This window comes from Paenibacillus sedimenti (genome assembly GCF_014534655.1).
Lineage (GTDB): Bacteria > Bacillota > Bacilli > Paenibacillales > NBRC-103111 > Paenibacillus_E > Paenibacillus_E sedimenti.
In genome coordinates this window covers 118847-142472 of the sequence record NZ_JACVVD010000010.1, presented here as the reverse complement: position 1 = coordinate 142472, position 23626 = coordinate 118847, and the positions used below count along the sequence as shown (strand labels likewise).

Here is a 23626-nt window from a genome sequence, read left to right as displayed (position 1 = left end):
TCCATGTTTATGACAAGTAACAGATGGATAAAATCGTTGCTCTCCGCAGCATTAACCGTATCCATGTCCGTTTCCGTTACCTCCGCCGTCATGGCGGAGGGTCCTACGGACCCGGCACCCTATTACGATGCGAGAGGAGCGGTGAACGGCAAGAAGGTGCTGTTCGATAACACGCACGGTCAAACCGCGGGAGCGGCGGACTGGGTCATCGACGGGGGCTTCTCGGATTTTGCCAACGGGATTGCCGATGCGGGCTACTACGTGAAGGAGCTCCGCCAGACGACGGCGCTCACTTACAATGACCTGAAGGATTATGACGTCTTTGTCATTCCAGAGGCGAATATTCCTTACAAAACCACAGAGCAGGCAGCTATGCTTGAATATGTACAAAAGGGCGGCAGCATCTTCTTCATCGCCGATCATTACAATGCCGACCGCAATAAGAACCGCTGGGATTCCTCCGAAGCTTTCAACGGCTTCCGCCGTGGCGCATGGACGAATCCGGCGAAAGGCATGTCCACGGAAGAAGCGGCATCGGCCGCCATGCAAGGCGTGACCAGTACCGATTGGCTGGCCGAGAACTTCGGCGTCCGCTTCCGTTATAACGCGCTGGGTGATATTACAGCGAGTCAGATTGTCAAGCCGGAGCAGGCCTTCGGGATTACGCGAGGGGTATCTACGGTCGCGATGCATGCCGGCTCGACGGTGCTGATTACCGATCCTACAAAAGCCAAAGGGATCGTCTACGTGCCGACAACCAACGCCAAGTGGGGCAACGCCGTGGATAAAGGCGTGTACGCCGGCGGCGGGGTTGCGGAGGGACCGTACGTCGCCGTCGCCAAGGTTGGACTAGGCAAAGCCGGATTTATCGGCGACTCCTCTCCGGTCGAAGATATAACGCCGAAGTATAAACGGGAAGAAAACGGCTCGAACAAGACCACGTATGACGGGTATAAAGAACAAGACGATAAAGTTCTTTTAATCAATCTGATTCACTGGTTGGGCAAGAAAGAAAACTATACGGATTTGAGCGAAGTCCAGGGATTAGTACTCGACCAACCTACACCGATCATCACCTCTGGCAACGAAAATGAAATTCCGCAGCAAACGGTAGAGCCGCAATTCGAACCATGGTCGGCCCCTGCAGCCGGCTATAAGTGGTGGGACCGGAGCACATTCAGCACCGGCTCATACGGCGCGCCAAACTAGGTAGTCCGCCTCTAAAGGGTAAATAAACTCTGTCAGCTTCAAATCGAGCTGGCAGGGTTTATTTTTTTCAAAGCATTGAGCTTTTTTCTGTACATATTGAATGTAACGTTGTATATTTCATCATACTGGTTAAATAACCAAGTGATAATGGAGTGATAATATGGCTAAGGGTAAAGGTGGAACAGGTCGAGGAACGGATAAAAAGGGATGGAACAGATGGCAAGCGAGTGCCAACAGAGCAAAGAGCGCTCCAAAACCTTATAAAAGTAAAGGTACTAAAAAAGGGGATGGCGTAGCGGCCTCCAGCAGCGATAAAAGCGATAAACCTGAATCTGCGATAGGAAAAAACCAGTAATTCATAAATGATTACAGAAAAAAACCTTCCAATGCGTTACTTGGAAGGTTTTGCTTTGTCCTTTATTTAGATTCATGAAACGTCATGCCATCAAGGATTTGCTGGAAGGTTTATGTAAGTTTGTGTCGAATTCATCCAACAAGCATTGAATAATCGGAGTTTCAAAGTTCTCATCCGCGGTATGGGGATAGGGATTCCCTTAGTTTCATTTTTATGTTTAATCAATGCGCAAACGAAGTTAGTAAACGAAGGTATTACCAGTTGGGATAAAGGTAAGTTTAAAGTTACACATATACCGCTTGGGTTATTGAAGAAGTTGGTTTGTGCTGCGGTGGTTGTTGGGTATTTGTATGTAAGGTTTATCGCAAGGTAACAATTACTTACTCATTTTCTTGTGAACCGATTTCTCATTTGTTACGTTTACTAGAGAGAATAGATATCTGTGAAATCAACGAGGAGGATTTGAGATGAGCAAGAAACGGCTTTTGGTATCGTTAGGATTAGGAATCATGTTATTCGGGGCAGCACCCGCATGGGCGCATGAGCATGAGGCCGGAATGCAGCAACAGGTAAAGTCCGACATGAAATTAACGCTAAACGGAAATCCGCTTAAGTTGGACGAGTCTTACCTGATTAATAACTCCCTCTTTGTACCTTATCGCGCATTTGCTGAAGGAATTGGTTCAGAGGTGGGGTATGATGAAGCTACTAGAACTGTAACGGTGAAAAAAGAAGGTAAAACCGTGGAACTGAAAATCGGGTCTTCCGAAGCCGTAGTTAACGGTGTAAAAGTAAGCATGGTTGGGCCCGCGCAGCTGATCAACGATTCTACTTTTGTGCATTCGCGATTTCTTGCCGAAGTGTTCGGGATCTCCGTACTATATGAGGAGTCCACTCGAACAGTCAATCTTGTAAACGGCTCAACCGATAAACCCGTTTCAACGAAAGGTGAAGTCAAGACCTACAATATTGAAATTAGCGGCTTTGCCTTTAAAAATGGCGATATTACGGTAGAAGCGGGTTCGAAAATCGTTTTCACGAACCAAGACAGCGTGAAGCACAATGCGGTTGCCGATAACGGAACCTTCAAGACGCCGCTTCTTGCAAAAGGTGAGTCCGCGACAGTAGTTATTTCCGAACCAGGGGAGTATACGTATTACTGTGCGCCGCATCCCCAATCGATGAAAGGGAAAATCATCGTCAAATAGGTTGAAAAGCCCGATATCGCTTGCGCAGATAAAGCGATATTGGGCTTATTCATTGTATGAGAGGGTTTCCACGACGCTCATGCTGAAACGATTCTAAACGCCAAAAAACCAGTAAATTTCCATCAAAGATATGAAACCGTGAAACGCCGATTGGCGAAGTAAACAGGTTCATCACGGAACTGAAATAATGGAATAAGTATTTACCTTAGCCCCGGGTGACAAGTTCTGTCATTCGGGTTTTTGTCTTTTTTATTTCCCAAGAATGACAAAAAGCTCTCCATCTCGAATAAGTATGAATAAATCCATAAAGAGGTGATACCTATGCGCCCGGGATACGGTATGTTCCAACAGCAAGCATTGAAAATGCACATGACGCCGCAATTGCGGCAAGCGGTCAAGATTCTTCAGTTCTCATCGACGGAATTGCTGGATGCAGTCCGGCAGGAGATAGAAAAGAATCCTGTATTGGAATACGCCGATAACGAATGGGATGCATATCGTGCTTATCGCCAAACGAATAGCGGTACCGGTACAAGCGCCCCGGATTATGATCCGCTGCAAAACACCGCAAGGCATGATGCTTCCTTGGAAGGGCATTTAAAGGAGCAATTAGGTTTTGTCAGAGAAATCGCGGTTTCGGTTCGCAGGATTGTTGCGTTTATGATCGGGAATCTGGACAACAAGGGATATCTCGGCCTCTCTATAAACGAAATTGTCAATATGCTTCGGGAAGAGTCTGATCAAGTGGAACAGGCCCTAAGGATACTGCAGGGCTTTGAACCGGTCGGCGTGGGAGCAAGAGATTTGAAGGAATGCCTGCTGCTGCAGGTTAGGCAATTGCCGGAATGCTCTCCATTGGTCTCCTTATTAATTGACAGGCATCTTCAAGATGTTGCCGATTATCGCGTTCATAAATTGTCGGTGATCTTGCAAGCGCCTTCTCAGGAGATTCAGTCTGCGATCGATGTGATCAAGGGATTGAATCCCCGCCCCGGTGCAGCATTCCAAACGGAAGAAATCAGATATATCATTCCGGACGTGATCATTGAAAAGACGGGCGAACAGTTCATGGTGTTGAATCACGACGCAGCTTCGCCCCGCCTATTGGTTAATGGTGCTTACGAACGAATGGCTAAGGAGAGCATGGCGGATAAAGAAGCGCGCAAGTTTCTTTTGGATAAATTAAGTTCGGCGAAATTTTTCGTGAAGTGTATGGAGCAGCGGCGATTGACCATATTTCGTGTTACACAGGCGATTGTGGAAGAGCAGATCGATTTTTTTCGGAAAGGAGCGACGGAGCAGCTCAAACCGATGACGCTCAGGCAGATTGCCGACAAATTGAGTATGCATGAATCAACGGTTAGCCGGGCGACGGCCGGCAAATATGCGCAAACGCCGTGGGGCGTTTTTGAGCTGAAGTTCTTTTTCCCCTCCGGCTTGCAGACGGACCATGGAGATTCGGCATCCTCGGAACATGTAAAAGCGAGAATCAAGGAGTGGGTCAGCGGGGAGAACCACGGGAACCCTTACTCCGATCAAAAATTGGCCGACCTGATGAGGCAGGAAGGCATTCAGATTTCCCGTCGAACGGTAACGAAATACCGGGAGGAGCTAGGCATTTCTTCATCGGTGAGACGGAAGCGAATATAGTTCATTTCAGTTTTTTGACCCACAGGTTCATATCCTCGAATTTATCATAGATATCGCAATTTTTCGTAAGTCTGCCGTAATAGCCGTACCCCATCTGGTAGAAAACCGCATTCATGCCTAAGGAAAGGGCTCGGGATAACGAATAAGCACAGGTGATATTTCGCGCGAGCAATTCATCTTCCAAAGCATGCACAAGCAATCTCATGAGTCCCTGATTCCGGTAGGAGGGGAGGGTGGCGCAGTCGGTCATTTCTGCATTGCCGTAGGTCGCATTGATCTCCGCAGAGGCGGCGCTGACCAGTTCATCAGGCGATTCTATGAGATAAAAAATCGTTCCCTCCCGCATGACTTTTTCGACATAGCCGGGATCGTTCATCGGTGTCGGGTAGGTTTGAAAGATTTGCTCGTATAAGGCGGCGAGCTTCTCAGCATCCTCTACACGGGCGATTCGCATGGTGCAATTAGCCGGTACCGCGGGCCGATCGGACTTGAGGGGGAGAGCGAGTACCTGCTTAAGAATGTGATCCTCCTCCATCCAATAATCGCTAGTCCGGCGTTCAAGGTCCAAATAGTAAGCCATGCAGAAAGCGTCGCAGCCGCGAAAATATCCTTTATAAATCCCCTCCAACATCCAGCCTTTCGATAAAAAGGCCTGCCAATCCTCTTCTCTCGATTTGATAAACACTTTGGTTATCGCATTGGTTTCGGCAATTTCAGCGATTCTCCTGAAGATGGCATCAACATTTCCCATGTAATCATCCACCCTCAATCTTTTGTTAAAGAAATCAAGGCAGAAGCTTACCGTATAATCACTGCCTTTCTCGACCTGATTCGTATAATAGGGCAAATCATTCGACATCCGGCATCCTCCTTTTCCCTTTCTCCCCTAAGTCAGCTATATGCAATAATGGTGCCAGCTTCAAATCGTTGACGAGATCTGTGTCACAAACGGTCATTCGGTATAAATCTAATATTTTGCCGCAAAAAAATAGGCACTGCAAAATCGCTGGCGGCTTGCAGGTACTGAACGACTAGGACGGAAGGTTGGAGGCCTTCCACGAAAAGTTGGCATCCATTTTGCATAGTAATGAAGTAGGCGCAAGAATGTTCTATACCCATATGAAAGAGGGAGGACGCATATGAATTGCATTTGGTGTGAAACGGAAGATATTCGGGAAAGTGTGAAAGATTGCTACTGGATCATGCCGGACGGCAAATCGGCGGTGAAGATTATGGAAGTCCCTGCGCTTGAGTGTGCGGGCTGCGGCATCTATGTAACCGAAGGCATCTCGCAGCAAGTCGAAGAGGCGCTGTATTGGCATGACGTGTCCGTGCTTGGATCTGTGTTTCGTTATGAAGAGCTGATGAAAGCTCCGCGGATCAAGAACATTTTTCTGAAATAAACCGTACCTGTGCGGATCTCCGGGGGTGCCTTATGGAGCGGGAGCATTTAATCAAACCGGTATTGGATCACTATTATCCGACTATCGAATATGGAAAAGGCGTTTTTTTGTACGATGATCAGGGCAAAGCTTATTTGGACGCCTCATCCGGCGCGGTGACCGTGAGTATCGGGCATGGGGCTCAAGAGATCATCGATGCGATGCTGGAGCAGGCGAACAAGGTTTCTTTTGTATACCGTTCCCAGTTTACAAGCGAACCGGCCGAAAAGCTGGCGAAGAAGCTGAGCGACTTGGCGCCCGGTCACGATTACTGGGCTTTCTTCGTGAACAGCGGATCGGAAGCGACGGAGACGGCGATGAAGGTTGCCATTCAGCATTGGCAGGAGAAGGGACGACTTGGCAAAAATAGGGTGATCTCACGACGGATGAGCTATCACGGGATTACAATGGGCGCGCTTTCGATGTCTGGCCATGTACTGAGAAGAAGACGATTTATTCCGTTATTGGAGGACTTCCCGGTCGTCGTGCCACCTTATTGCTACCGGTGTCCGTTGAACAAAACTTACCCGGAGTGTAAGCTGGCTTGCGCGGATGATTTGGATACTGCCATCAAGCGGATCGGGGCCGAACATATCGCGGCATTCATTGCGGAGCCGATCATTGGCGCTGCAGGCGGCGCCGTTGTGCCGCCCGAAGGCTATTACAAGAAGATCAAGGAGATTTGCGAACGTCATGAGATCTTATTCATCGCCGATGAGGTGATGACCGGTATTGCCCGTACGGGAGCCATGTTCGGTATGGAGCACTTTGACGTCGAACCGGATCTGATGGCACTGGGCAAAGGGATGAGCGCCGGATATACCCCGATGGCTGCTGCACTGGTTAAAGATCATGTGATGGAACCTATTTTGCAGGGCTCCAAAAGCATTATGTCCGGTCATACGTACAGCGCCAACCCGCAATCGGCGGCGGTATCTCTGGCGGTGCTCGATTATATAGACAAACATCAGCTCGTCCTTGCGGCCGAGGAGAAGGGCAGCTATTTGCTGGCCCGGTTGCGTCAAATGGCTGAACAAATTGAGATGATCGGCGATGTGCGGGGCATTGGACTTCTTTTGGCCATGGAATTTGTCTCCGACCGGTCTAACAAGCTAACGTTTCCACCCGGGTTAGGTGTTACTTCCAGGGTTATTGAAAGAGCTTTTCAAAAGGGCCTTCTCGTTTACCCGGCTGCAGGCGGGGTGGACGGGGCAGGAGATGCCATCATTGTGGCCCCGCCGCTCACGATAACGGAAGAAGAAATCGACCTGCTTGTGAGCATGCTGGAAGAAACGGTTCGAGAAGTCATGCAAGAGGTTACCGGGTATGAATGGGGGGAGATTGGATGAGGCCACATGGGAAAGCGGATGAAGTGAGAGTGGGGAAAATTAGAAGTTTGGACGAGGCGCTTCAAGTCATTACAGACGGTTGCACGTTGATGTATGGCGGATTCGGCGGCATTGGTACGCCACCGACGATCATCGAGGGCATTATGCAGAAGGGGGTCAAAGATCTAACGATCATCGGGAATGATACAGGTTTCCCGCATATCGGCATTGGACGGTTAGTTACTGCAGGCCGGGTCAAGAAGGTTATTGCCTCCCATATAGGCTCGAACCCTTTTGCCGGTCAAAGGATGGAAGAAGGTACCATGGAGGTGGAATTTTACCCGCAAGGTACGCTGGCTGAAAAAATCCGGGCGGGCGGCGTCGGCCTTGGGGGGGTTCTGGTCGATGTCGGCGTCGGCACCATCATGGAGCAGGGCAAAGCAACGGTTTCGATCGGGGATACGACGTATTTGGTGGAATCGGCTTTACAGGCTGACGTTGCCATTGTGCATGCGAAACAAGCTGACCCTTTGGGCAATCTGGTCTACGATAAAAGCGGCAGGAATTTGAATCCCTTGGTTGCCATGGCCGGTCAAATTACGATTGTGGAAGCCGATGAGATTGTCCCGCTCGGCGGGCTCGACCCCGAATGCATTGTCACGCCGGGCATTTTCGTCGATATGGTGATCCTGGGCAAAGGGGTGAATTGGGAATGGGTATGGGAAAAGAAAACCGCGACCGAATAGCGAAGCGGGCTGCTCAGGAGTTATCGGACGGTATGGTCGTCAATCTGGGAATTGGCATCCCGACCAAGGTTGCGGATTATGTGCCTGATGGCGTTGAAGTTATTTTTCATGCCGAAAATGGGATTTTGGGCGCAGGCGGAGCCCCGGCAACGGGTGAAGAAGATGCTTTTCTCTGCAACGCTGGGGGTTACCCGGTCACCATTGTAGATGGCGCTTCCTATTGCGACAGCTCCATAGCTTTTGCCATGATTCGCAGGGGATGTATTGACGTAACGATACTTGGGGCGCTAGAGGTCAGTGAATGCGGGGATTTAGCCAATTGGATCGTACCGGGCAAGCGGGTTGCAGGCATCGGAGGGGCGATGGAACTCGCGCAAAAAGCGAAAAAAGTGATCGTTCTGATGAATCATGTGAACCGGCAAGGGGAATCGAAGGTGAAGAAACAATGTGATTTACCGCTGACGGCGCGGGCCTGTGTCGATTTGATCATTACCGAGATGGCCGTGATGGAGGTAGGGGAGCAAGGGCTGATTTTAAAAGAAATCATGTCCCCGTACACGGTCGAGGATGTTGTCGGTCATACCGAAGCAACTTTAATCATCCCGGAGCAAATAGCTTACCTTTCATAAACCTGAAGGAGGGAATCTTGTGGCAGCCGATCTGAACGCCGAATTGCTGAGTAAGCACGTTCATCAGTGGATACAGCTTCATCGGGAAGAAGGAACCCGATTGCTGCAAAGCATGGTCAGGATCCCCAGTACGCAAGGCAATGAGCAGGAGGTGCAGGTTCTCATTGCCGATAAATTGCGCGGGATGGGGCTGGATGTGGATTGGTGGGAGCCGGATGGGGAGGTGCTCGAAGCGCATCCGTTTTTTTATTCTCCCCGGAGCCGGTTCGCAGGCAGTCCCAATGTTGTTGGGGTCATGAAAGGTTCCGGAGGGGGGCGCTCCATCATCCTCAATGGTCATATGGATGTCGTTCCGGAAGGAACCCGCGAGCAGTGGCGGGATGATCCCTACAGTGGCAAAGTGGAGAACGGGAAGTTGTTTGGGCGCGGAGCGACGGATATGAAAGGCGGAGTCGTTTCCTCGCTGCTGGCTGTCGAAGCGATTCGCGGGCTTGGGATTAAGCTGAAGGGCGACGTTATCGTGCAAAGCGTCATTGAGGAGGAAAGCGGCGGAGCGGGCACGCTGGCCACGATCTTGAAAGGATATAAGGCTGATGCGGCGCTTATTCCGGAACCGACCAATCTGCGGATTTTTCCGAAGCAGCAGGGGTCCATGTGGTTCCGCATTGAGGTCACAGGCCGCTCGGCTCATGGCGGAACCCGGTATGAAGGGGTCAGCGCGATCGAGAAAAGCATGGCCGTGGTGCAGCATATCCGGGAGCTTGAGGAACTGCGAAATGCGAGGGTAGTCGATCCGTTATATGCACATAACCCCATTCCGATCCCGATAAATATCGGAGTCATTCAGGGCGGGAACTGGCCTTCGTCCGTACCCGATACCGTTAAGCTGGAAGGGAGAATGGGCGTTGCGCCGGAAGAAAAGCTGGAAGAGGCCAAAGAGGAAATGATCCGGTGGATGGAGCGGCTGGCGGAAAAGGACCCTTGGTTTGAAGAGCATCCGGCTGCGGTGGAATGGTTCGGCGCAAGATGGGTTCCGGGCAGCGTCGATCCGGAGCATGCCTTGATGGGGATTCTGGGGCAGCAGTACCGGGAGGTTAGGCGAGAGGAACCTGTCATTGAAGCTTCGCCATGGGGGACAGATGGCGGCTTGCTGACGTTGCTGGGTGAAACGCCGTGCATCGTTTTCGGCCCGGGCCTCACGCATGTCGCTCATTATCCCAACGAGCATATAGTGCTCGATCATATGTTTGAAGCTGCGGAGATGATCGCATTGACCTTGATTCACTGGTGCGGTCTGGATGGAACGGAGGTGTTGAACGATGAGCCGGCAAGCGAATAAATTCATTGATATGAAGACCGCCGTACCGGGACCTCAGGCACAGCTGCTGCTGGAGAGACGAATGGCGAATATTCCGAGAGGACCGTTCAATACGGTTCCCACTTTTGCCGCCAAGGGGGAGGGGGCGCTGCTGACCGATGTCGACGGGAATATATTTATTGATTTTGCAGGTGCAATCGGCTCCTTGAATGTCGGCCATTGTCCGCCGAAAGTGGTGGAGGCGATCAAAGCACAGCTGGATCAATACCTGCATCCCTGCTTTCACGTAATGATGTATGAACCGTACGTCGCATTGGCCGAAAAGCTCAATCGGATGACCCCGGGGGATCATCAAAAGAAGACGTTCTTCTTGAATAGCGGCGCGGAGGCTGTAGAAAATGCGGTGAAAATCGCTCGTAAATATACGGGGAGAAGAGCGGTGATTTCCTTCGAGCGCGGATTTCACGGCAGAACCTATATGGCGATGTCGTTAACAAGCAAGGTAAAGCCGTACAAAAACGGCTTCGGTCCTTTTGCGCCTGACACCTATAAAATGCCGTACCCTTACTACTACCGTGCTCCTTTCGGCATGTCGCAAGATGAGGTGGACGATCAGCTATTGCAAAAATTCGAAGACTTCTTTTTGGTGGAGGTTCCAGGCGAAGAAGTCGCTGCTATCATTATGGAGCCGGTTCAAGGCGAAGGGGGCTTCGTGATCCCGTCCGTCCGGTTTGTCCAAGGCGTGAAAGCGGTGTGCGAGAAATACGGCATTTTGTTCATTGCCGATGAAGTGCAAACCGGGTTCGGCCGGACAGGACGCAACTTCGCCGTAGAGCACTATGGAGTCGTGCCGGATCTGATGACGATGTCCAAATCGATTGCCGCCGGGCTCCCGATTAGCGCGGTAACGGGCCGGGCGGAGATTATGGATGCACCTGGCGTGGGCGAAATTGGGGGAACATACGGCGGGAGTCCGCTCGGCTGCGTAGCCGCCCTCAAAGTTATCGACATGCTGGAGGAGGACCGGTTGGCGGAGCGGGCGGTATCGATCGGGTCAGCGGTTAGCGAACGGTTCCTCCGTTTGAAGCAGGAATACGGCGACCGCATCGGAGACGTCCGCACTTTGGGAGCGATGAGCGCGATTGAGCTGGTGAAGGATCCGGTGACCAAAGAACCGGATAAGGAGCTGACGACCCGGATTCTGCAGGAAGCGCATCAGCACGGCGTGATCGTGATGGGGGCGGGATTGTATAGCAACGTGATTCGGTTGCTGAGCCCGCTGGTGATCACGAATGAGCAGCTGGCCGAAGGCCTGGATGTACTGGAACAGGCAATAAGGGCGTGCCTAAACGAAGATGTTCGTTCATAATTAGGTTTAGGAGGGAGTTGCATGAGGAAGCATCTATTTATCGGGGGAGATTGGGTGGAAGCGGGCGAGTACCGTCCTCTATTTTCCCCGTACAGCGGCGAGCAAATCGCGGAAGTCGCGTATGCAGATAAAGCGGAAGTTCATCGCGCCATTAAGGCCGCGGAACAGGCAAGGCCGGCGATGGCCAGCATGCCGGCACATGAACGTGCTGCGATATTGGAAAGGCTGGCGTCTAAGATCCGGGACAAGGCGGAAGAATGTGCTCGCCTGATCGCACTCGAAGCGGCCAAACCGTTGAAAACGGCAAGGATCGAGGTAGAAAGAACGATCGCGACCTACAAGTTTGCCGCCGAAGAGGCGAAGCGGATTCATGGCGAAACGATTCCGATGGACGCTGCACCGGGTGGCGAGGGACGTGTAGCGTATACGGTTCACCAACCCTTGGGGGTCGTAGCGGCCATCACGCCATTTAACTTTCCGATGAACCTGGTTGCGCACAAGGTAGGCCCTGCCCTCGCTGCGGGCAACACCATTGTGTTGAAGCCTGCCGGCCAAACGCCTTTAACCGCATTGTTTTTGGCGGAGCTTTTGCAGCAGTCGGGTCTTCCGGCGGGAGCGCTCAACGTGGTGACAGGCAGCGGCGGTGTGATCGGGGACTGCCTGGTCACTGATGAACGGATTAAGGCCGTGACCTTCACGGGAAGTCCGGAAGTAGGGATCGCGATTCGTAATAAAGCAGGCTTAAAGAAGGTAACTTTGGAGTTAGGATCCAATTCCGCGTTAATTGTGGATCAAGGGGTCGAGTTGGATGATGCCATGATGACAAGGGCGGTGACAGGGGCTTTTTCCTTTGCGGGGCAGGTTTGCATCTCGCTGCAGCGTATTTATGTGCATGAGCGGCTATTCGATGAATTTGTCCGGAAATTCGTCGCGCAGACCGAGAAATTAGTATTAGGCGATCCGTTGGATCCCCAGACCGATGTGTCTGCCTTAATCGGCCTTCGCGACGCCGAGCGTTCTTTGCAATGGATTGCTGAATCTGAGAAACTTGGCGCCGTGGTCGCGACCGGCAACCGAAGAGACGGCAATATCGTTCATCCTACCGTATTGCTTTATGTACATCCGGAATCCAAAATTTCGTGCCAAGAAGTATTTGCCCCGATTGTTATGATTAATAAAGTTTCGACGATAGATGAAGCGATACGATTTGTCAATGACTCCCGATATGGACTGCAAGCGGGCATTTATACACCGGACCTTCGAACGGCGTTTGCCGCTGCAGAGGCCTTGGAGGTAGGCGGAGTCATGATTAATGATATTCCCACCTTCCGCGTGGACCATATGCCGTATGGAGGCGTGAAGGAAAGCGGGACCGGGCGCGAAGGCGTGAAGTACGCGATCCGGGAATTGACGGAGATGAAGCTGGTTTGTTTTAAAAAATAAAAGAAAGGCTCTAGGGAGCTGATTATGATTGCCTGTGAAGGAGCAATGACTGAAGCATCACGCTACGGAACTACAATGACCCGAGACAATTTGCCATTTCCCGATACGACACTGCCAAACACGAGTGTAACAGAACTCGCCTTCAAATGGAGTTCCGAATGTACCAGTTAAATTCACTCGTGTAACGGTTACGGCTAACATATCAAAGAGTCTAATTCTTTGGTCCAAAATATCAATTCCAGTAATTTTCAAGTTTCCTGAACGGTGAGCTTCAATATCTGTTTCTTTTGATAAAATTTGTCCGAAATGATTGACGAAGATAAGGTCGTCAGCAATTAGTTCCTCTAACACTTCTACATTGCTGGATAGCATTGCTGTCCGAAGACGTTCTTCACAAGCAATAATTATGGTTTCATCCACAAAAAAACCTCCCGTTCTTTTAGAAAGGAAAAGATGTTTGGCGAAGACTGGTGTTTGTCTCATTTACAGTAAAGAGGCAAGAGGCGACCGGCATATTTTTCTTATTCGACGTTGTGTTCTCGTATTCCTTGCTGTCTAAAGGGAATCCGAATTTGAGTCCAGCGACCTACACCGCTTTCAGTTGCTTTTGCAGCCAATATAGGGCTGGCAGAGCCTGTGGCCATAATTTTATAATTGGGGTGCTGGTCATAAAGCATCTTTAACCAAGCATCCCATTCGGAAGCATATTGGATCTCATCAAAAAACAAATATACTTGGTCATGTTCAGATGCAATGTTATTTTGAAAAACTTCAAGAATTTGCCCGGTATCACAAAGTTTTAGCATGGGGTGGTCAAATGAAACATAAATAATAGATTTTGAAGCTGAACTTTTTAGCTGCTCTTCGATCATTTGGTACATAATCGTAGTTTTCCCGACTCTTCTAGGACCAGACAGGATGATTTTTCTACGAATAGAAGGATGGTTAAAAATTTTTCGAGCTTCATAGAATCCTAATCTTTTTACAGGACGCGTAAATTCTTTTGGAACTTGTCCAGTATTCCACCAAGGGTTATATCCGATTAGCACTTTGAGTACTTGTTATTCTTTATTTATTGTAAAATTAAACCGTCAGGTGTACTTTCCCTGACGGTTTTTTCATGCTAGTTATCCTCTTTTGGAACGCTCTCCTTCTGCTGAGCCTTCATCAATTTCCCTTTCATCTCGTCCCTCTTTTGTCGGCGATCCTTAAGGGACGCGTGTTCCGGCGTTTCCTGATAAAGTTTTCTCCTGCCGATCCGGCGCAAATTTTCCGGCACCAGATTGAATTTCTCATCTTTCATGAGGGCAATAATGCCGGTACTTTCAGGTTGTTTGTCGATACCGTAGACTTCGTTGAAATATTCGTCTGCGCGGTCCGGCACATAGTTTTGAGGCTCGGGGTAACCGACGATGACGCCTTCATAATTGCGCAGAATGACTTTATCCTGGCTTTGCGAGATCAAATAGTTGGGCTGCAGCGCAATTTTTCCGCCACCTCCAGGGGCATCAACGACGAAGGTCGGTACCGCATACCCGGATGTGTGGCCGCGCAGCGACTCGATAATTTCCAGACCTTTGGAAATCGGTGCCCGGAAATGGCCGATGCCTTCGGACAGATCGCATTGATAAATATAGTAAGGACGAACGCGCATTTTCACAAGTTCATGCATGAGCTTTTTCATGATATAGGTGCTGTCGTTGATGCCGGCCAGAATGACCGACTGATTGCCTAAAGGAACTCCGGTGTCCGCCAGCATGGCGCAGGCTTTTCTCGCTTCCTCTGTCATTTCCAGAGGATGGTTAAAATGAGTATTCAGCCAAACCGGATGATACTTTCTGATGATGCTGCATAAATTTTCAGTGATTCGCTGTGGGAAAACGACGGGCGCCCTTGTACCGATGCGAATGATCTCGACGTGGGGAATCGCCCGCAAATTTTTCAGAATATACTCCAAAATGTTGTCGTTAATTAATAATCCATCCCCACCGGAGAGCAGAACGTCGCGTACTTCCGGCGTATTTCGAATATAAGCGATCGCGTCATCCAACTGTTTTTTCGGCACCCCCATGCCGACCTGGCCGGAGAAACGGCGCCGTGTGCAGTATCTGCAGTACATCGAGCATTGATTCGTCACCAAAAACAACACCCGGTCAGGGTAACGGTGAGTTAACCCGGGGGTAGGGGAATCCTCGTCCTCGTAGAGGGGATCCTCTAAATCATATTTGGTTTTCAACAATTCGGCGGATACGGGAACCGACTGCATGCGGATCGGACAGCGAGGGTCGTTCGGATTCATCAAAGATGCGTAGTAAGGTGTGATGTTCAAAGGTATCGTTTGCGTTGAGATACGAACCCCCTCTTCTTCCTCCGGAGTCAGATTCACGACCTTTTTCAAATCGTCCAAGGTGCGAATGGTGTGCGTTAGCTGCCAAAGCCAATCGTTCCACTGCTCATCAGTTACGTCCTTCCATAGCTCAACCTGCTTCCAGTGACGTAGTTCCATACTTGCACCTCCAGTAATGATGTCTTCTTCCTTATTTGGTAGCAAAAAGCGTGCCAAGATTTTATCGGAACCCAAAATAAAAAGGCTCCTGCAGGAGCCTAAATGCTTTTCACGGTTTTTTCGCGATGCCATACCGGTTCAATTTATACTGTAGAGCCTGGCGCTTGATGCCCAAGGCCTGTGCGGTGAGAGTGATATTGTATTGATGAGTTTGCAGCGCAGACGTGATCGTGTCCACTTCCATTTGTTTCACTTTATCTGTTAAGCCCACGACAGAGATATTTACCGTTCCATCGACCCGCGGGCCGGAGAGTTGAGGAGGAGCCCCCTTCATCGTATTCTCTATCACATAAGCGGGAAGGTGATGCTCCTCTAAGGTTTCACATTCAAGCTCCATCATATTGTAAGTCGATTCAATGGCATGGCTTAATTCGCGGATGTTGCCAGGCCAATGGTACTCTACCAACCGGTCCATCGCGGAGGGGGCGATGCTTGTTATTTTCATGCCGAACATCGCATTGAATTTTTCTATAAAATGGTGCGTGAGCAGCGGAATGTCTTCTTTTCTTTGCTGCAGCGGAGGCAGATGCAGATTGACGACATTCAGCCGAAAGAAGAGATCGTGACGCAAAAATCCTTTTTCTAAAGCTTCTTTAGGATCGATATTCATGGCGGTTATGATGCGTACGTCTACTTGTTGTTCATAGGTTCCGCCAATCCGGCGAACCATGCCGTCTTGAAGCACGCGCAGCAGCTTGGCCTGCAGCATGAAATCCAAACTATTCAGCTCATCCAGAAAAAGCGTGCCCCCGTTCGCCTGCTCGAATAAGCCTGCACGGTCAATCGCGCCGGTAAACGCGCCTCTTGCCGTGCCGAACATGATGCCTTCCATCAGTTCATTGGGGACGGCCGCACAATTTTGTGCGATGAAGGGACGGCTTCTGCGGGCGCCGGCATTGTGAATGCTTTGCGCAAACAATTCCTTGCCGGTCCCGGTAGGCCCGCAAATCAAAACAGGCGAGCTTGTACGAGACGCCTTTTTGGCCATGGAGACGGTATGGAGAAACGGCTCGCTTTCACCGATTAAATCACCGAAATGATAGGAAGCGGAGCCTGCATTTTTTTTATCTTTTTTCGGGGATTCGTAGATTTGATGCCTGAGATCGAGAATTTGGTCGTGGAGATGAACAATACTCGTTATATCTTTTGCTACCTCCAAGGCGCCTATAATTTCGTCGTTTTCAAGCAGCGGGTAAGTGCTATTAATCGTTGTGATGCGTTTCCCCTCTACATTGACATAGGTCTGTATTTTCTCGCGTATTTCTTTGCCTGTTTGTAAAACTTTCATAAACGTGCTCGTTTCATGGGTCAGGGAGGGAAAGAGGTCGAAGAAATTTTTCCCCACCACTTGTTCCCGGTGAAATCCATCGGTTTCAGCCATCTTATCGTTATAGAAAATCGTAATTCCCTTTTTGTCAATGAGATGAACACCTACATCGATGATATTCAACATTTTCTCAAAATATTGCGATCCATAATCGTTCAGTTCGGACACGATGTTCACCCGCCTCTCGAAGAATGGTTCAAATACACCTTATGAACTTGCATGTAGAAAAAGAACAGGCGAGAGTGTTAGACTCACGCCTGCATCGTATCTTTAACCGGCAGCTTTCTCGGCTGCATGTTTGGTGATGGATTTATACTCTGAATAGGAAACCAGAGACCGATCACCGTTCATCAACCATATATATAAGAACATCGAGATGATTAAACCAAAAATCCAAGCCCCATCCCAAACGATTTGCAAGGGGGGAATGTTTTTACAAATCACGGGGACGATTATGCCGATAATGAGAGCGTAAATGGCTTTTTGATTAAAACCTCCCCGGTAGGAGTACCGGCCGTCAAGCTGATACAGCTCTGCTAAATGGATTCTCCGCTTACGAACGAACCAATAATCGGCAATCGCGATTCCGTCTATGGGACCAAGCAATGCCCCGTAAGTGCCAAGCCAGACAAAAATATAGTTGCTAAAGTTTTCAAGTATGTACCACGGCTGCATGAGGAGTGCGACAAGTCCGGTAATAAGGACACCCATACGGTAGGTCATCTTTTTCGGAGCGAGATTTTCTACGGCGCGGGCAGGCGCGATGACGTTGGCCGCTACGTTGGTCGTTACGGTGGCTAAAATAATGCCTAATGTCCCAAGGAAAATGACAAATGGCGAAAACTTAGCTAATATCGCTGCGGGATCCCAGATGGCTTCGCCAAATATAACGACGGTGGCAGAAGCAACGGCTACGCCGATGAAGGAGAATAGGCCCATGGTTATGGGCATCGAGCTCGATTGCCCGACAATTTGCGCTTTTTGGCTTTTGGCATAGCGGCAAAAATCAGGAATGTTCAGCGCCAGCGTCGACCAGAAAGCAATCGCGCCCGTCAAAGACGGGAAGAAAACCTTCCAGAATTCCCCCGAGGTTTTGAATGTAGAAGGAGCAGAAAGCATCGGCCCCCAACCGCCGGCGGAAGTTAATGCCCATACCAATAAAGCAAGACTCATCACAATTAAAGTCGGAGCCGCCCAGAATTCCATCCGGCGAATAGCTTCAGGTCCTCTGTAAGCAATCCAGACATTTAAAACCCACATGATCGCAAAAGAAATCCCAAGGTGTCCGGTAATGTTACCCCAGCCGCTCATGGCGGATAGAAGGGTGTCCAGCGCGGCCCCGGCGAACCAGCAATTAATACCGAACCAGCCTGCGCCAATAATGCCGCGAGCCAAGGATGGAATATGCGCGCCTCTAGAGCCGAACCATAGACGGGCATATACAGGATAAGGGATACCAAATTTCGTTCCGGCATGAGCATTTAATAAAATGGGAACGAGCACAATCAGATTACCCAATATAATCGTCCCAACCGCCTGCCACCAATTCATGCCAAGAGAGATTAATCCGGCGGCAAGCGCATAAGACGGAAGACAAATGCACATGCCGATCCACAAGCTGGCAAAATTGTAAGCCGTCCAGTCATGTTCGCTTTTCCTCGTCGGACGCAATCCATCGTTGTACATGGGACTGTCCTTAATCTGTTGTTCACCTTCAGGAGTCAGTGTAACAATGCCATCCTCTTCAACCTGCAGTTGCATAGTGATCCCTCCCAATATTTGTAATCGTTTTCCATAAAGGGGATCTAGCTGCTGAGCGGAACGAGTGAATCCAATCCATTCATATGCAAGAGCTTGTAAATTATATCTGCGGTTGTAAAAAATTAAGACCAGTTCAGTTTTATTGAGGTGCCCTTCTCCTATGTGGAGAAAACTAATAGATTAAAGAATATTAGATGGATCATTTTGGTATAATGTAAATATGTTAGCCAAGGGGGATCCAGAATGATGTGGGAACAGATTGAGCGGCTGAAAGCTGCAGTCGATAGCAAGCGACCCTTGCAACCAGACCTTCTGAAAATCATTATTCAAAAATTTAGGGAAGAGTGGACCTATCATTCGAATGCGATAGAAGGAAATACGTTCACTTATCAAGAAACAGCCTTTTTTTTGAGGGAAGGATTAACGGTTAAAGGAAAGACACTGCGTGAGCATCTTGAAATTGTCAATCATGCGGAGGCCATAGACTATTTAACGAACATATTAGAAGAAAGAGATTTAACAGAAAGATTGATTAAAGATTTTCATGCCATTTTGTTTCAGGGTGTTAAGGACATTAATTTTGCTCTTGGCGAATATAAAAAAACGGATAATCATGTTCTTACCGTAAGCGGGGAGATTCATCCTTATTGCTCGTATATTCTCGTGCCTCAAGAAATGCAATCGTTGCTAGATTGGTATATTGCTAGTAAGTTAACGGTGCATCCTGTCAAAGTTGCTGCTATACTGCACCATCGAGTTGCCTCGATACATCCTTTTCCAGACGGCAATGGACGTGTGAGCCGACTTTGCATGAATTTTATTTTGATGAAAAACGGATATCCGCCTGCTGTGATACGGAACGAAAATCGTTTTGAATATTACCAGGCACTTGAAGCTGCTGATAACAATGACTTAGACCCATTTGTTCAACTAGTCGCTAATGAGGTTAAGCAGAGTTTAGAGTTAATGGCTAAAAGTTTGAACTAATGGACACCCCGTTTGATAAGAACCTCTGCTTGACATCAAATTTTAGTATATGTTATATAAAAATAAGAATTAGCACTCTGATTGTGTGAGTGCCAACTCATTTAGCCGTTTATTTTCGAAAGGAGACCCATTCATGGAAAAAAAGCAGTTTCAAGCCGAATCAAAACGACTACTCGAAATGATGATCAATTCCATCTATTCTCAGAAGGAAATCTTTTTAAGAGAGCTTATTTCTAATGCGAGCGATGCGATTGACAAAATTTATTACAAAGCGTTAACCGACGATCAATTGGTGTTTAACCAAGAGGACTATTTCATTAAGATTGCAGCTGACAAGGACAGCAGAACGTTAACCATCACCGATACGGGGATTGGCATGACCAAAGAGGACCTTGAAAATAACCTGGGGGTTATTGCCAAGAGCGGCTCTCTAGCATTCAAGAAAGAAAATGAAGCCAAAGACGGGCACAATATCATCGGCCAATTCGGCGTTGGTTTCTATTCCGCATTTATGGTAGCTGACGTCGTTACGGTCATCAGTAAGGCGCTGGGCAGCGGCGAGGCGTTCAAGTGGGAGTCCGAGGGTGCGGATGGATACACGATCGTGCCATGCGACAAAGAAACGGTCGGTACGGAAATTATTTTAAAAATTAAAGAGAACACCGAGGACGAGCAGTACGATGAGTATCTCGATGAATATCGCCTAAAAGCGATTATCAAAAAGTACTCCGACTTCATACGCTACCCGATCAAGATGGATATCACAGGACGGAGACCTAAAGAAGGCAGCGACAACGAATTCGAGGACTACCGCGAAGAACAAACCGTCAACAGCATGGTCCCGATCTGGCGCAAAAATAAAAATGAACTCAAACCGGAAGATTATGAGAACTTTTATTTTGAGAAGCGTTACGGCTTCGACAAGCCGATTAAGCACATCCATATCAGTGCCGATGGCGCGGTAGTCTACAATGCGATTCTGTTCATCCCGGAGAATACGCCGTTTGATTATTATACAAAGGAATATGAGAAAGGCTTAGAGTTATATTCCAATGGCGTGCTGATCATGAACAAGTGTGCCGACCTCTTGCCTGACTATTTCAGTTTTGTCAAAGGGATGGTCGATTCGGAAAATTTATCGCTTAACATCTCCAGGGAGATTCTGCAGCAGGATCGCCAGTTAAGCCTTATCGCCAAAAACATCAAAAACAAAATCAAGAGCCAACTGCTAAGCTTGTTGAAGGACGAAAGAGAGAAATATGAAAAATTCTATAAATCCTTTGGCAGACAGTTGAAATTCGGAGTCTATAGCGACTACGGAACACATAAAGACGATCTTCAAGATCTGTTGTTATTCTACTCCTCCAAAGAGAAAAAGCTTGTCACCCTGGATGAATACGTATCGAAAATGCCGGAAGATCAAAAGTACATTTACTACGCTTCCGGAGAATCAATCGAACGAATCGAGAAGCTCCCGCAAACCGAGCTGGTATCCGATAAGGGTTATGAAATCTTATACTTCACCGACGACATCGATGAGTTCGCCATCAAGATGATCATGTCCTATAAGGGAAAAGAATTCAGATCTGTATCGAGCGGGGACCTGGGGATCGAGCCGGATGCAGATAAGAATGAGACTGAAGCCGCCGAGAGCGACAACAAGGATCTTTTTGAATCCATGGCAAGCATTCTAGGCGGCAAAGTGAAGAGTGTTAAAGCTTCCAAGCGACTGAAATCCCATCCTGTATGCTTGTCCACAGAGGGTGAAGTTACGATCGAAATGGAAAAAATACTGAAAGCTATGCCGAACAACCAAGACGTGAAAGCGGACAAGGTTCTGGAAATTAACATCAACCATGAGGTGTTCAATTCCTTAAAGGATGCACACCAAAAAGATAAAGAGAAGCTGAGTCTGTATACGAACCTTCTGTATAATCAAGCGCTTCTTATAGAAGGATTGACGATTCAGGATCCCGTAGAATTCACCAATGATATTTGCAAAATCATGGTTTAATTAGGTGGATTAAATGAGCACCCAATTTAAATCAAAAGCTGCCTTGGCTCTTACGCCAAAGGCAGCTTTTTTATTTGTTGGTAGATACAAAGGACTAAATCAACAAGACAAAATATTATATTCATAGTAAAATAGAACCATTGGCATTGAAAGAATTCGACTAATTATTACAGCAATGTTCATTTTACCAACTCTTTCCCTATTGTGGATGATTCGAAGGGTCTGTATTATTTTATTAAGTACATATTTAAGGAGGCAATGCGTGACGTTATTTAAAAAAGGGATTTTAAGTTTTAGTGTGATTCTAGGTGCTCTTGTCATATACACATTGCTTCCTTTTCATAACAAATACATGATCGTACCAGATGCGAGTTCGCAAAGCCAAATTTCTCAAAAACGTTCTCTTCCAGGGGAGCAATTCATTCTATCACATATGATCAATGAGGATGGGACCCTGAGAACATATTTGAAGCCTAGTCAATCCGCTGATCCGCATACAGCCGCGGGTCATGAAGCTTTATCTGAATCTATGGGGTTATGGCTCCAATATGCGTATGAAAAAGGCGATTTAGCACTGTTTAGCCAATACACCGAAGTTTTGAAACAAAGCTTTTTGAAATCGGATGGCTGGATTGCCTGGAAAGCAGGTCCAACCTCCAAACCTGCTGTAACGAATGCGCTTGTCGATGATTTACGGATTGCATACGCTCTTTATAAAGCTGGGGCTAAGTGGCAGGATGAAAGTTTTAAGAAAACCGCAGATACAATCACCAAAAGTGTGATGAAAAAGCAAGTCGTGAATTCTACTTTCAGGGATTTTTACGATATTGAGAAGAAGTGGCCCAGCAATGTGATTACACTTCCATATTTGGATGCTTATTCGATTATTAATCTATACGAGCAGAGTAAAATAAGCGAGGATTTATATCAAAAAACGAAAAGGTTCATGATTGAACTTCCTGTGAAAAATGGCTTCTATCCTTTCAGCTATAAGGTGGATGAGGGCCGGTTTGAATATCAAAAACAGGTTAACCTGTTGGACCAGCTTTTCATTGAATCTTCACGTGCTAAATTCGGTCAAACGGACTCGGAATTTTGGGCTTTCCTCAAGCAAACCTTTAAAGACAACAGGGTTCTGTACGGGAAATATGAGCTTGAAACGAAAAAACCGTCAGTGGAATACGAATCCCCTTCTGTATACGGTATGGCCATCATGGTTGCACTGGAACACAATGAAATTGAACTCGCGAAAGATTTGTACTATCGGATGATTCGCTTCCAAACGCTAAACCCGGCTAGCGAGTACTATGGCGGTTACATGAATTACCAGCAATTGGACACCCATATTTATGACAATCTCGTTCCCTTATTAGCAGAAAGGAAGCTTTATAATGCAAGGGTTTTACAATAAGAAGGGGGCTTTTTTCATTGTTCAAAGCTTTCTTTTGCTGTTTCTAGTCACGCTTTCTTTATACGTAACCGGATTTGATCGGTTTTTTCAAATGCCGCGGATGACAATTATTCTTTATTCGGGTGTGCTGCTCATTTCTTTGGTAAGCATGGCCGGCGGGCTGTTGCTCGGTCTGGGTATCAGTCTTACCGCCATGTTTATTCTCGGTTCCGTCCTTATCTATGGCGTTTTCGTCTCATCCGTTGAAATTTTATCGGTGAAGGAGATCGTTATATGGATGATCGCGATTATTGCTTCCTCCCTAATTAGCGGTATTTTCCACCGATGGACCACCACTATTATCGATGAGCATAAAGAAATGGCAGCCAAGTTTGATGGACTCGTTACCATCGATGAAGTAACCGGATTCGATAACAAAAAGAGATTCCATCTTGAAATGGAAGAAGAATTCAAGCGTTCCTTACGTACGGGTACCCCATTTACGCTTCTGTTGATTCAATTTAAGTATTTTCAAGAGTATGAACGATTGTATGGCTTTACAGAATTTAAGCATTTGGTCAAATCGCTTTCGGATGTATTGTGGAAGCAGACACGGATTAGTGACCGTAAATTTAGAGTGGAGCATGATACTTTCGGGGTCATTTTATTTAATACCGGTGAAGAGAACCTCCATTACGTACTTGATAAAATCGGAGAACAACTCAAATATCATAAATTGGCCGATGGAAAAAAAGAAGTTACGATTACTGTATCTTTCGGGGCCGCCAGCTTTAAACGTGAGTTCAATGATTACGCGGAGTTGATCCAGCATGCTTTTCAGGAGCTTGAGGAATATATGCAATAAAATAAACCGTTGGTCAAGA

General features: G+C 47.8%; 20 protein-coding genes and 1 pseudogene. 15 read left to right on the top strand and 6 right to left on the bottom strand.

Annotated elements, in window-relative coordinates:
- Positions 1 to 3: 3 nt before the first annotated feature.
- The 4 genes from ICC18_RS24275 to rpoN all read left to right on the top strand — a co-directional run bounded on the left by ICC18_RS24275 (position 4) and on the right by rpoN (position 4422).
- Positions 4 to 1209: a DNA-binding protein gene (locus ICC18_RS24275; RefSeq protein WP_188177040.1), complete on the top strand. Its 1206-nt coding sequence runs from the start codon at positions 4 to 6 to the stop codon at positions 1207 to 1209.
- Between the two features lie 160 nt (positions 1210 to 1369).
- A complete protein-coding gene (locus ICC18_RS24270) occupies positions 1370 to 1564 on the top strand; it encodes a DUF3934 family protein (RefSeq protein ID WP_188177039.1) in 195 nt (64 codons plus the stop codon).
- Between the two features lie 467 nt (positions 1565 to 2031).
- Positions 2032 to 2772, top strand: coding sequence for a stalk domain-containing protein (locus ICC18_RS24265; RefSeq protein WP_188177038.1), 741 nt, complete (start codon positions 2032 to 2034; stop codon positions 2770 to 2772).
- Between the two features lie 321 nt (positions 2773 to 3093).
- A complete protein-coding gene (rpoN, locus tag ICC18_RS24260) occupies positions 3094 to 4422 on the top strand; it encodes an RNA polymerase factor sigma-54 (RefSeq protein ID WP_188177037.1) in 1329 nt (442 codons plus the stop codon).
- A 1-nt stretch (position 4423) separates the two neighbouring features.
- On the opposite strand, the gene ablB is transcribed toward rpoN, so the two are convergent.
- Complete coding sequence (gene ablB, locus ICC18_RS24255) at positions 4424 to 5281, bottom strand: putative beta-lysine N-acetyltransferase (RefSeq protein WP_188177036.1); 858 nt, start codon at positions 5279 to 5281, stop codon at positions 4424 to 4426.
- 280 nt (positions 5282 to 5561) lie between these two features.
- Between ablB and ICC18_RS24250 the strand changes: the two genes are divergently transcribed.
- Genes ICC18_RS24250 through ICC18_RS24220 form a run of 7 tightly spaced genes read left to right on the top strand, consistent with a single transcriptional unit; the run spans position 5562 to position 12697 of the window.
- Positions 5562 to 5825 (top strand): YokU family protein, encoded by a 264-nt coding sequence (locus ICC18_RS24250; RefSeq protein ID WP_188177035.1) that lies wholly within the window; start codon positions 5562 to 5564, stop codon positions 5823 to 5825.
- A 32-nt stretch (positions 5826 to 5857) separates the two neighbouring features.
- Positions 5858 to 7213: an aspartate aminotransferase family protein gene (locus ICC18_RS24245; protein WP_188177034.1), complete on the top strand. Its 1356-nt coding sequence runs from the start codon at positions 5858 to 5860 to the stop codon at positions 7211 to 7213.
- Positions 7210 to 7938: a CoA transferase subunit A gene (locus ICC18_RS24240; RefSeq protein ID WP_188177033.1), complete on the top strand. Its 729-nt coding sequence runs from the start codon at positions 7210 to 7212 to the stop codon at positions 7936 to 7938. Before ICC18_RS24245 ends, ICC18_RS24240 begins: the two co-directional genes overlap by 4 nt.
- Entirely contained in the window at positions 7905 to 8567 is a 663-nt protein-coding gene (locus ICC18_RS24235; protein WP_188177032.1) for a 3-oxoacid CoA-transferase subunit B, read from the top strand. The genes ICC18_RS24240 and ICC18_RS24235 overlap by 34 nt, the downstream gene beginning before the upstream one ends.
- A 19-nt stretch (positions 8568 to 8586) precedes the next feature.
- Positions 8587 to 9906, top strand: coding sequence for a peptidase (locus ICC18_RS24230; RefSeq protein ID WP_376745664.1), 1320 nt, complete (start codon positions 8587 to 8589; stop codon positions 9904 to 9906).
- Positions 9887 to 11254: a 4-aminobutyrate--2-oxoglutarate transaminase gene (gabT, locus tag ICC18_RS24225; protein WP_188177031.1), complete on the top strand. Its 1368-nt coding sequence runs from the start codon at positions 9887 to 9889 to the stop codon at positions 11252 to 11254. Before ICC18_RS24230 ends, gabT begins: the two co-directional genes overlap by 20 nt.
- A 21-nt stretch (positions 11255 to 11275) precedes the next feature.
- A complete protein-coding gene (locus ICC18_RS24220; protein ID WP_188177030.1) occupies positions 11276 to 12697 on the top strand; it encodes an aldehyde dehydrogenase family protein in 1422 nt (473 codons plus the stop codon).
- A gap of 57 nt (positions 12698 to 12754) precedes the next feature.
- On the opposite strand, the gene ICC18_RS24215 is transcribed toward ICC18_RS24220, so the two are convergent.
- The 5 genes and pseudogenes from ICC18_RS24215 to ICC18_RS24195 all read right to left on the bottom strand — a co-directional run bounded on the left by ICC18_RS24215 (position 12755) and on the right by ICC18_RS24195 (position 18351).
- Positions 12755 to 13117 carry a nuclear transport factor 2 family protein gene (locus ICC18_RS24215; RefSeq protein ID WP_188177029.1) on the bottom strand — a complete coding sequence of 121 codons (363 nt, stop codon included), beginning with the start codon at positions 13115 to 13117 and terminating at the stop codon, positions 12755 to 12757.
- 155 nt (positions 13118 to 13272) lie between these two features.
- Positions 13273 to 13746: pseudogene (locus ICC18_RS24210) on the bottom strand (ATP-binding protein); the annotation flags it as partial.
- Positions 13747 to 13820: 74 nt separating this feature from the next.
- Complete coding sequence (gene kamA / locus ICC18_RS24205; protein ID WP_188177027.1) at positions 13821 to 15203, bottom strand: lysine 2,3-aminomutase; 1383 nt, start codon at positions 15201 to 15203, stop codon at positions 13821 to 13823.
- A 109-nt stretch (positions 15204 to 15312) separates the two neighbouring features.
- The gene (locus ICC18_RS24200) at positions 15313 to 16758 is read right to left on the bottom strand and encodes a sigma-54 interaction domain-containing protein (RefSeq protein ID WP_188177026.1); all 1446 of its coding nucleotides are present in this window, start codon (positions 16756 to 16758) and stop codon (positions 15313 to 15315) included.
- 102 nt (positions 16759 to 16860) lie between these two features.
- On the bottom strand, positions 16861 to 18351 hold the full coding sequence (locus ICC18_RS24195) for an NCS1 family nucleobase:cation symporter-1 (protein WP_188177025.1): 1491 nt from the start codon (positions 18349 to 18351) through the stop codon (positions 16861 to 16863).
- 243 nt (positions 18352 to 18594) lie between these two features.
- Between ICC18_RS24195 and ICC18_RS24190 the strand changes: the two genes are divergently transcribed.
- From ICC18_RS24190 to ICC18_RS24175, 4 genes are all read left to right on the top strand, one after another.
- Positions 18595 to 19338 carry a Fic family protein gene (locus tag ICC18_RS24190; RefSeq protein ID WP_223192825.1) on the top strand — a complete coding sequence of 248 codons (744 nt, stop codon included), beginning with the start codon at positions 18595 to 18597 and terminating at the stop codon, positions 19336 to 19338.
- Between the two features lie 133 nt (positions 19339 to 19471).
- Positions 19472 to 21352: a molecular chaperone HtpG gene (gene htpG, locus ICC18_RS24185; RefSeq protein WP_188177024.1), complete on the top strand. Its 1881-nt coding sequence runs from the start codon at positions 19472 to 19474 to the stop codon at positions 21350 to 21352.
- Between the two features lie 262 nt (positions 21353 to 21614).
- A complete protein-coding gene (locus ICC18_RS24180) occupies positions 21615 to 22763 on the top strand; it encodes a glycosyl hydrolase family 8 (protein WP_188177023.1) in 1149 nt (382 codons plus the stop codon).
- A complete protein-coding gene (locus tag ICC18_RS24175) occupies positions 22744 to 23607 on the top strand; it encodes a GGDEF domain-containing protein (RefSeq protein ID WP_188177022.1) in 864 nt (287 codons plus the stop codon). Before ICC18_RS24180 ends, ICC18_RS24175 begins: the two co-directional genes overlap by 20 nt.
- The last annotated feature ends 19 nt before the right edge of the window (positions 23608 to 23626 follow it).

What these genes read in the sequence shown, in the direction of transcription:
- ICC18_RS24275 (WP_188177040.1), top strand. Translation starts at nt 4, where the DNA reads ATGTTTATGACAAGTAACAGATGGATAAAATCGTTGCTCTCCGCAGCA.
- ICC18_RS24270 (WP_188177039.1), top strand. Translation starts at nt 1,370, where the DNA reads ATGGCTAAGGGTAAAGGTGGAACAGGTCGAGGAACGGATAAAAAGGGA.
- ICC18_RS24265 (WP_188177038.1), top strand. Translation starts at nt 2,032, where the DNA reads ATGAGCAAGAAACGGCTTTTGGTATCGTTAGGATTAGGAATCATGTTA.
- rpoN (WP_188177037.1), top strand. Translation starts at nt 3,094, where the DNA reads ATGCGCCCGGGATACGGTATGTTCCAACAGCAAGCATTGAAAATGCAC.
- ablB (WP_188177036.1), bottom strand. Translation starts at nt 5,281, where the DNA reads ATGTCGAATGATTTGCCCTATTATACGAATCAGGTCGAGAAAGGCAGT.
- ICC18_RS24250 (WP_188177035.1), top strand. Translation starts at nt 5,562, where the DNA reads ATGAATTGCATTTGGTGTGAAACGGAAGATATTCGGGAAAGTGTGAAA.
- ICC18_RS24245 (WP_188177034.1), top strand. Translation starts at nt 5,858, where the DNA reads ATGGAGCGGGAGCATTTAATCAAACCGGTATTGGATCACTATTATCCG.
- ICC18_RS24240 (WP_188177033.1), top strand. Translation starts at nt 7,210, where the DNA reads ATGAGGCCACATGGGAAAGCGGATGAAGTGAGAGTGGGGAAAATTAGA.
- ICC18_RS24235 (WP_188177032.1), top strand. Translation starts at nt 7,905, where the DNA reads ATGGGTATGGGAAAAGAAAACCGCGACCGAATAGCGAAGCGGGCTGCT.
- gabT (WP_188177031.1), top strand. Translation starts at nt 9,887, where the DNA reads ATGAGCCGGCAAGCGAATAAATTCATTGATATGAAGACCGCCGTACCG.
- ICC18_RS24220 (WP_188177030.1), top strand. Translation starts at nt 11,276, where the DNA reads ATGAGGAAGCATCTATTTATCGGGGGAGATTGGGTGGAAGCGGGCGAG.
- kamA (WP_188177027.1), bottom strand. Translation starts at nt 15,203, where the DNA reads ATGGAACTACGTCACTGGAAGCAGGTTGAGCTATGGAAGGACGTAACT.
- ICC18_RS24195 (WP_188177025.1), bottom strand. Translation starts at nt 18,351, where the DNA reads ATGCAACTGCAGGTTGAAGAGGATGGCATTGTTACACTGACTCCTGAA.
- ICC18_RS24190 (WP_223192825.1), top strand. Translation starts at nt 18,595, where the DNA reads ATGATGTGGGAACAGATTGAGCGGCTGAAAGCTGCAGTCGATAGCAAG.
- htpG (WP_188177024.1), top strand. Translation starts at nt 19,472, where the DNA reads ATGGAAAAAAAGCAGTTTCAAGCCGAATCAAAACGACTACTCGAAATG.
- ICC18_RS24175 (WP_188177022.1), top strand. Translation starts at nt 22,744, where the DNA reads ATGCAAGGGTTTTACAATAAGAAGGGGGCTTTTTTCATTGTTCAAAGC.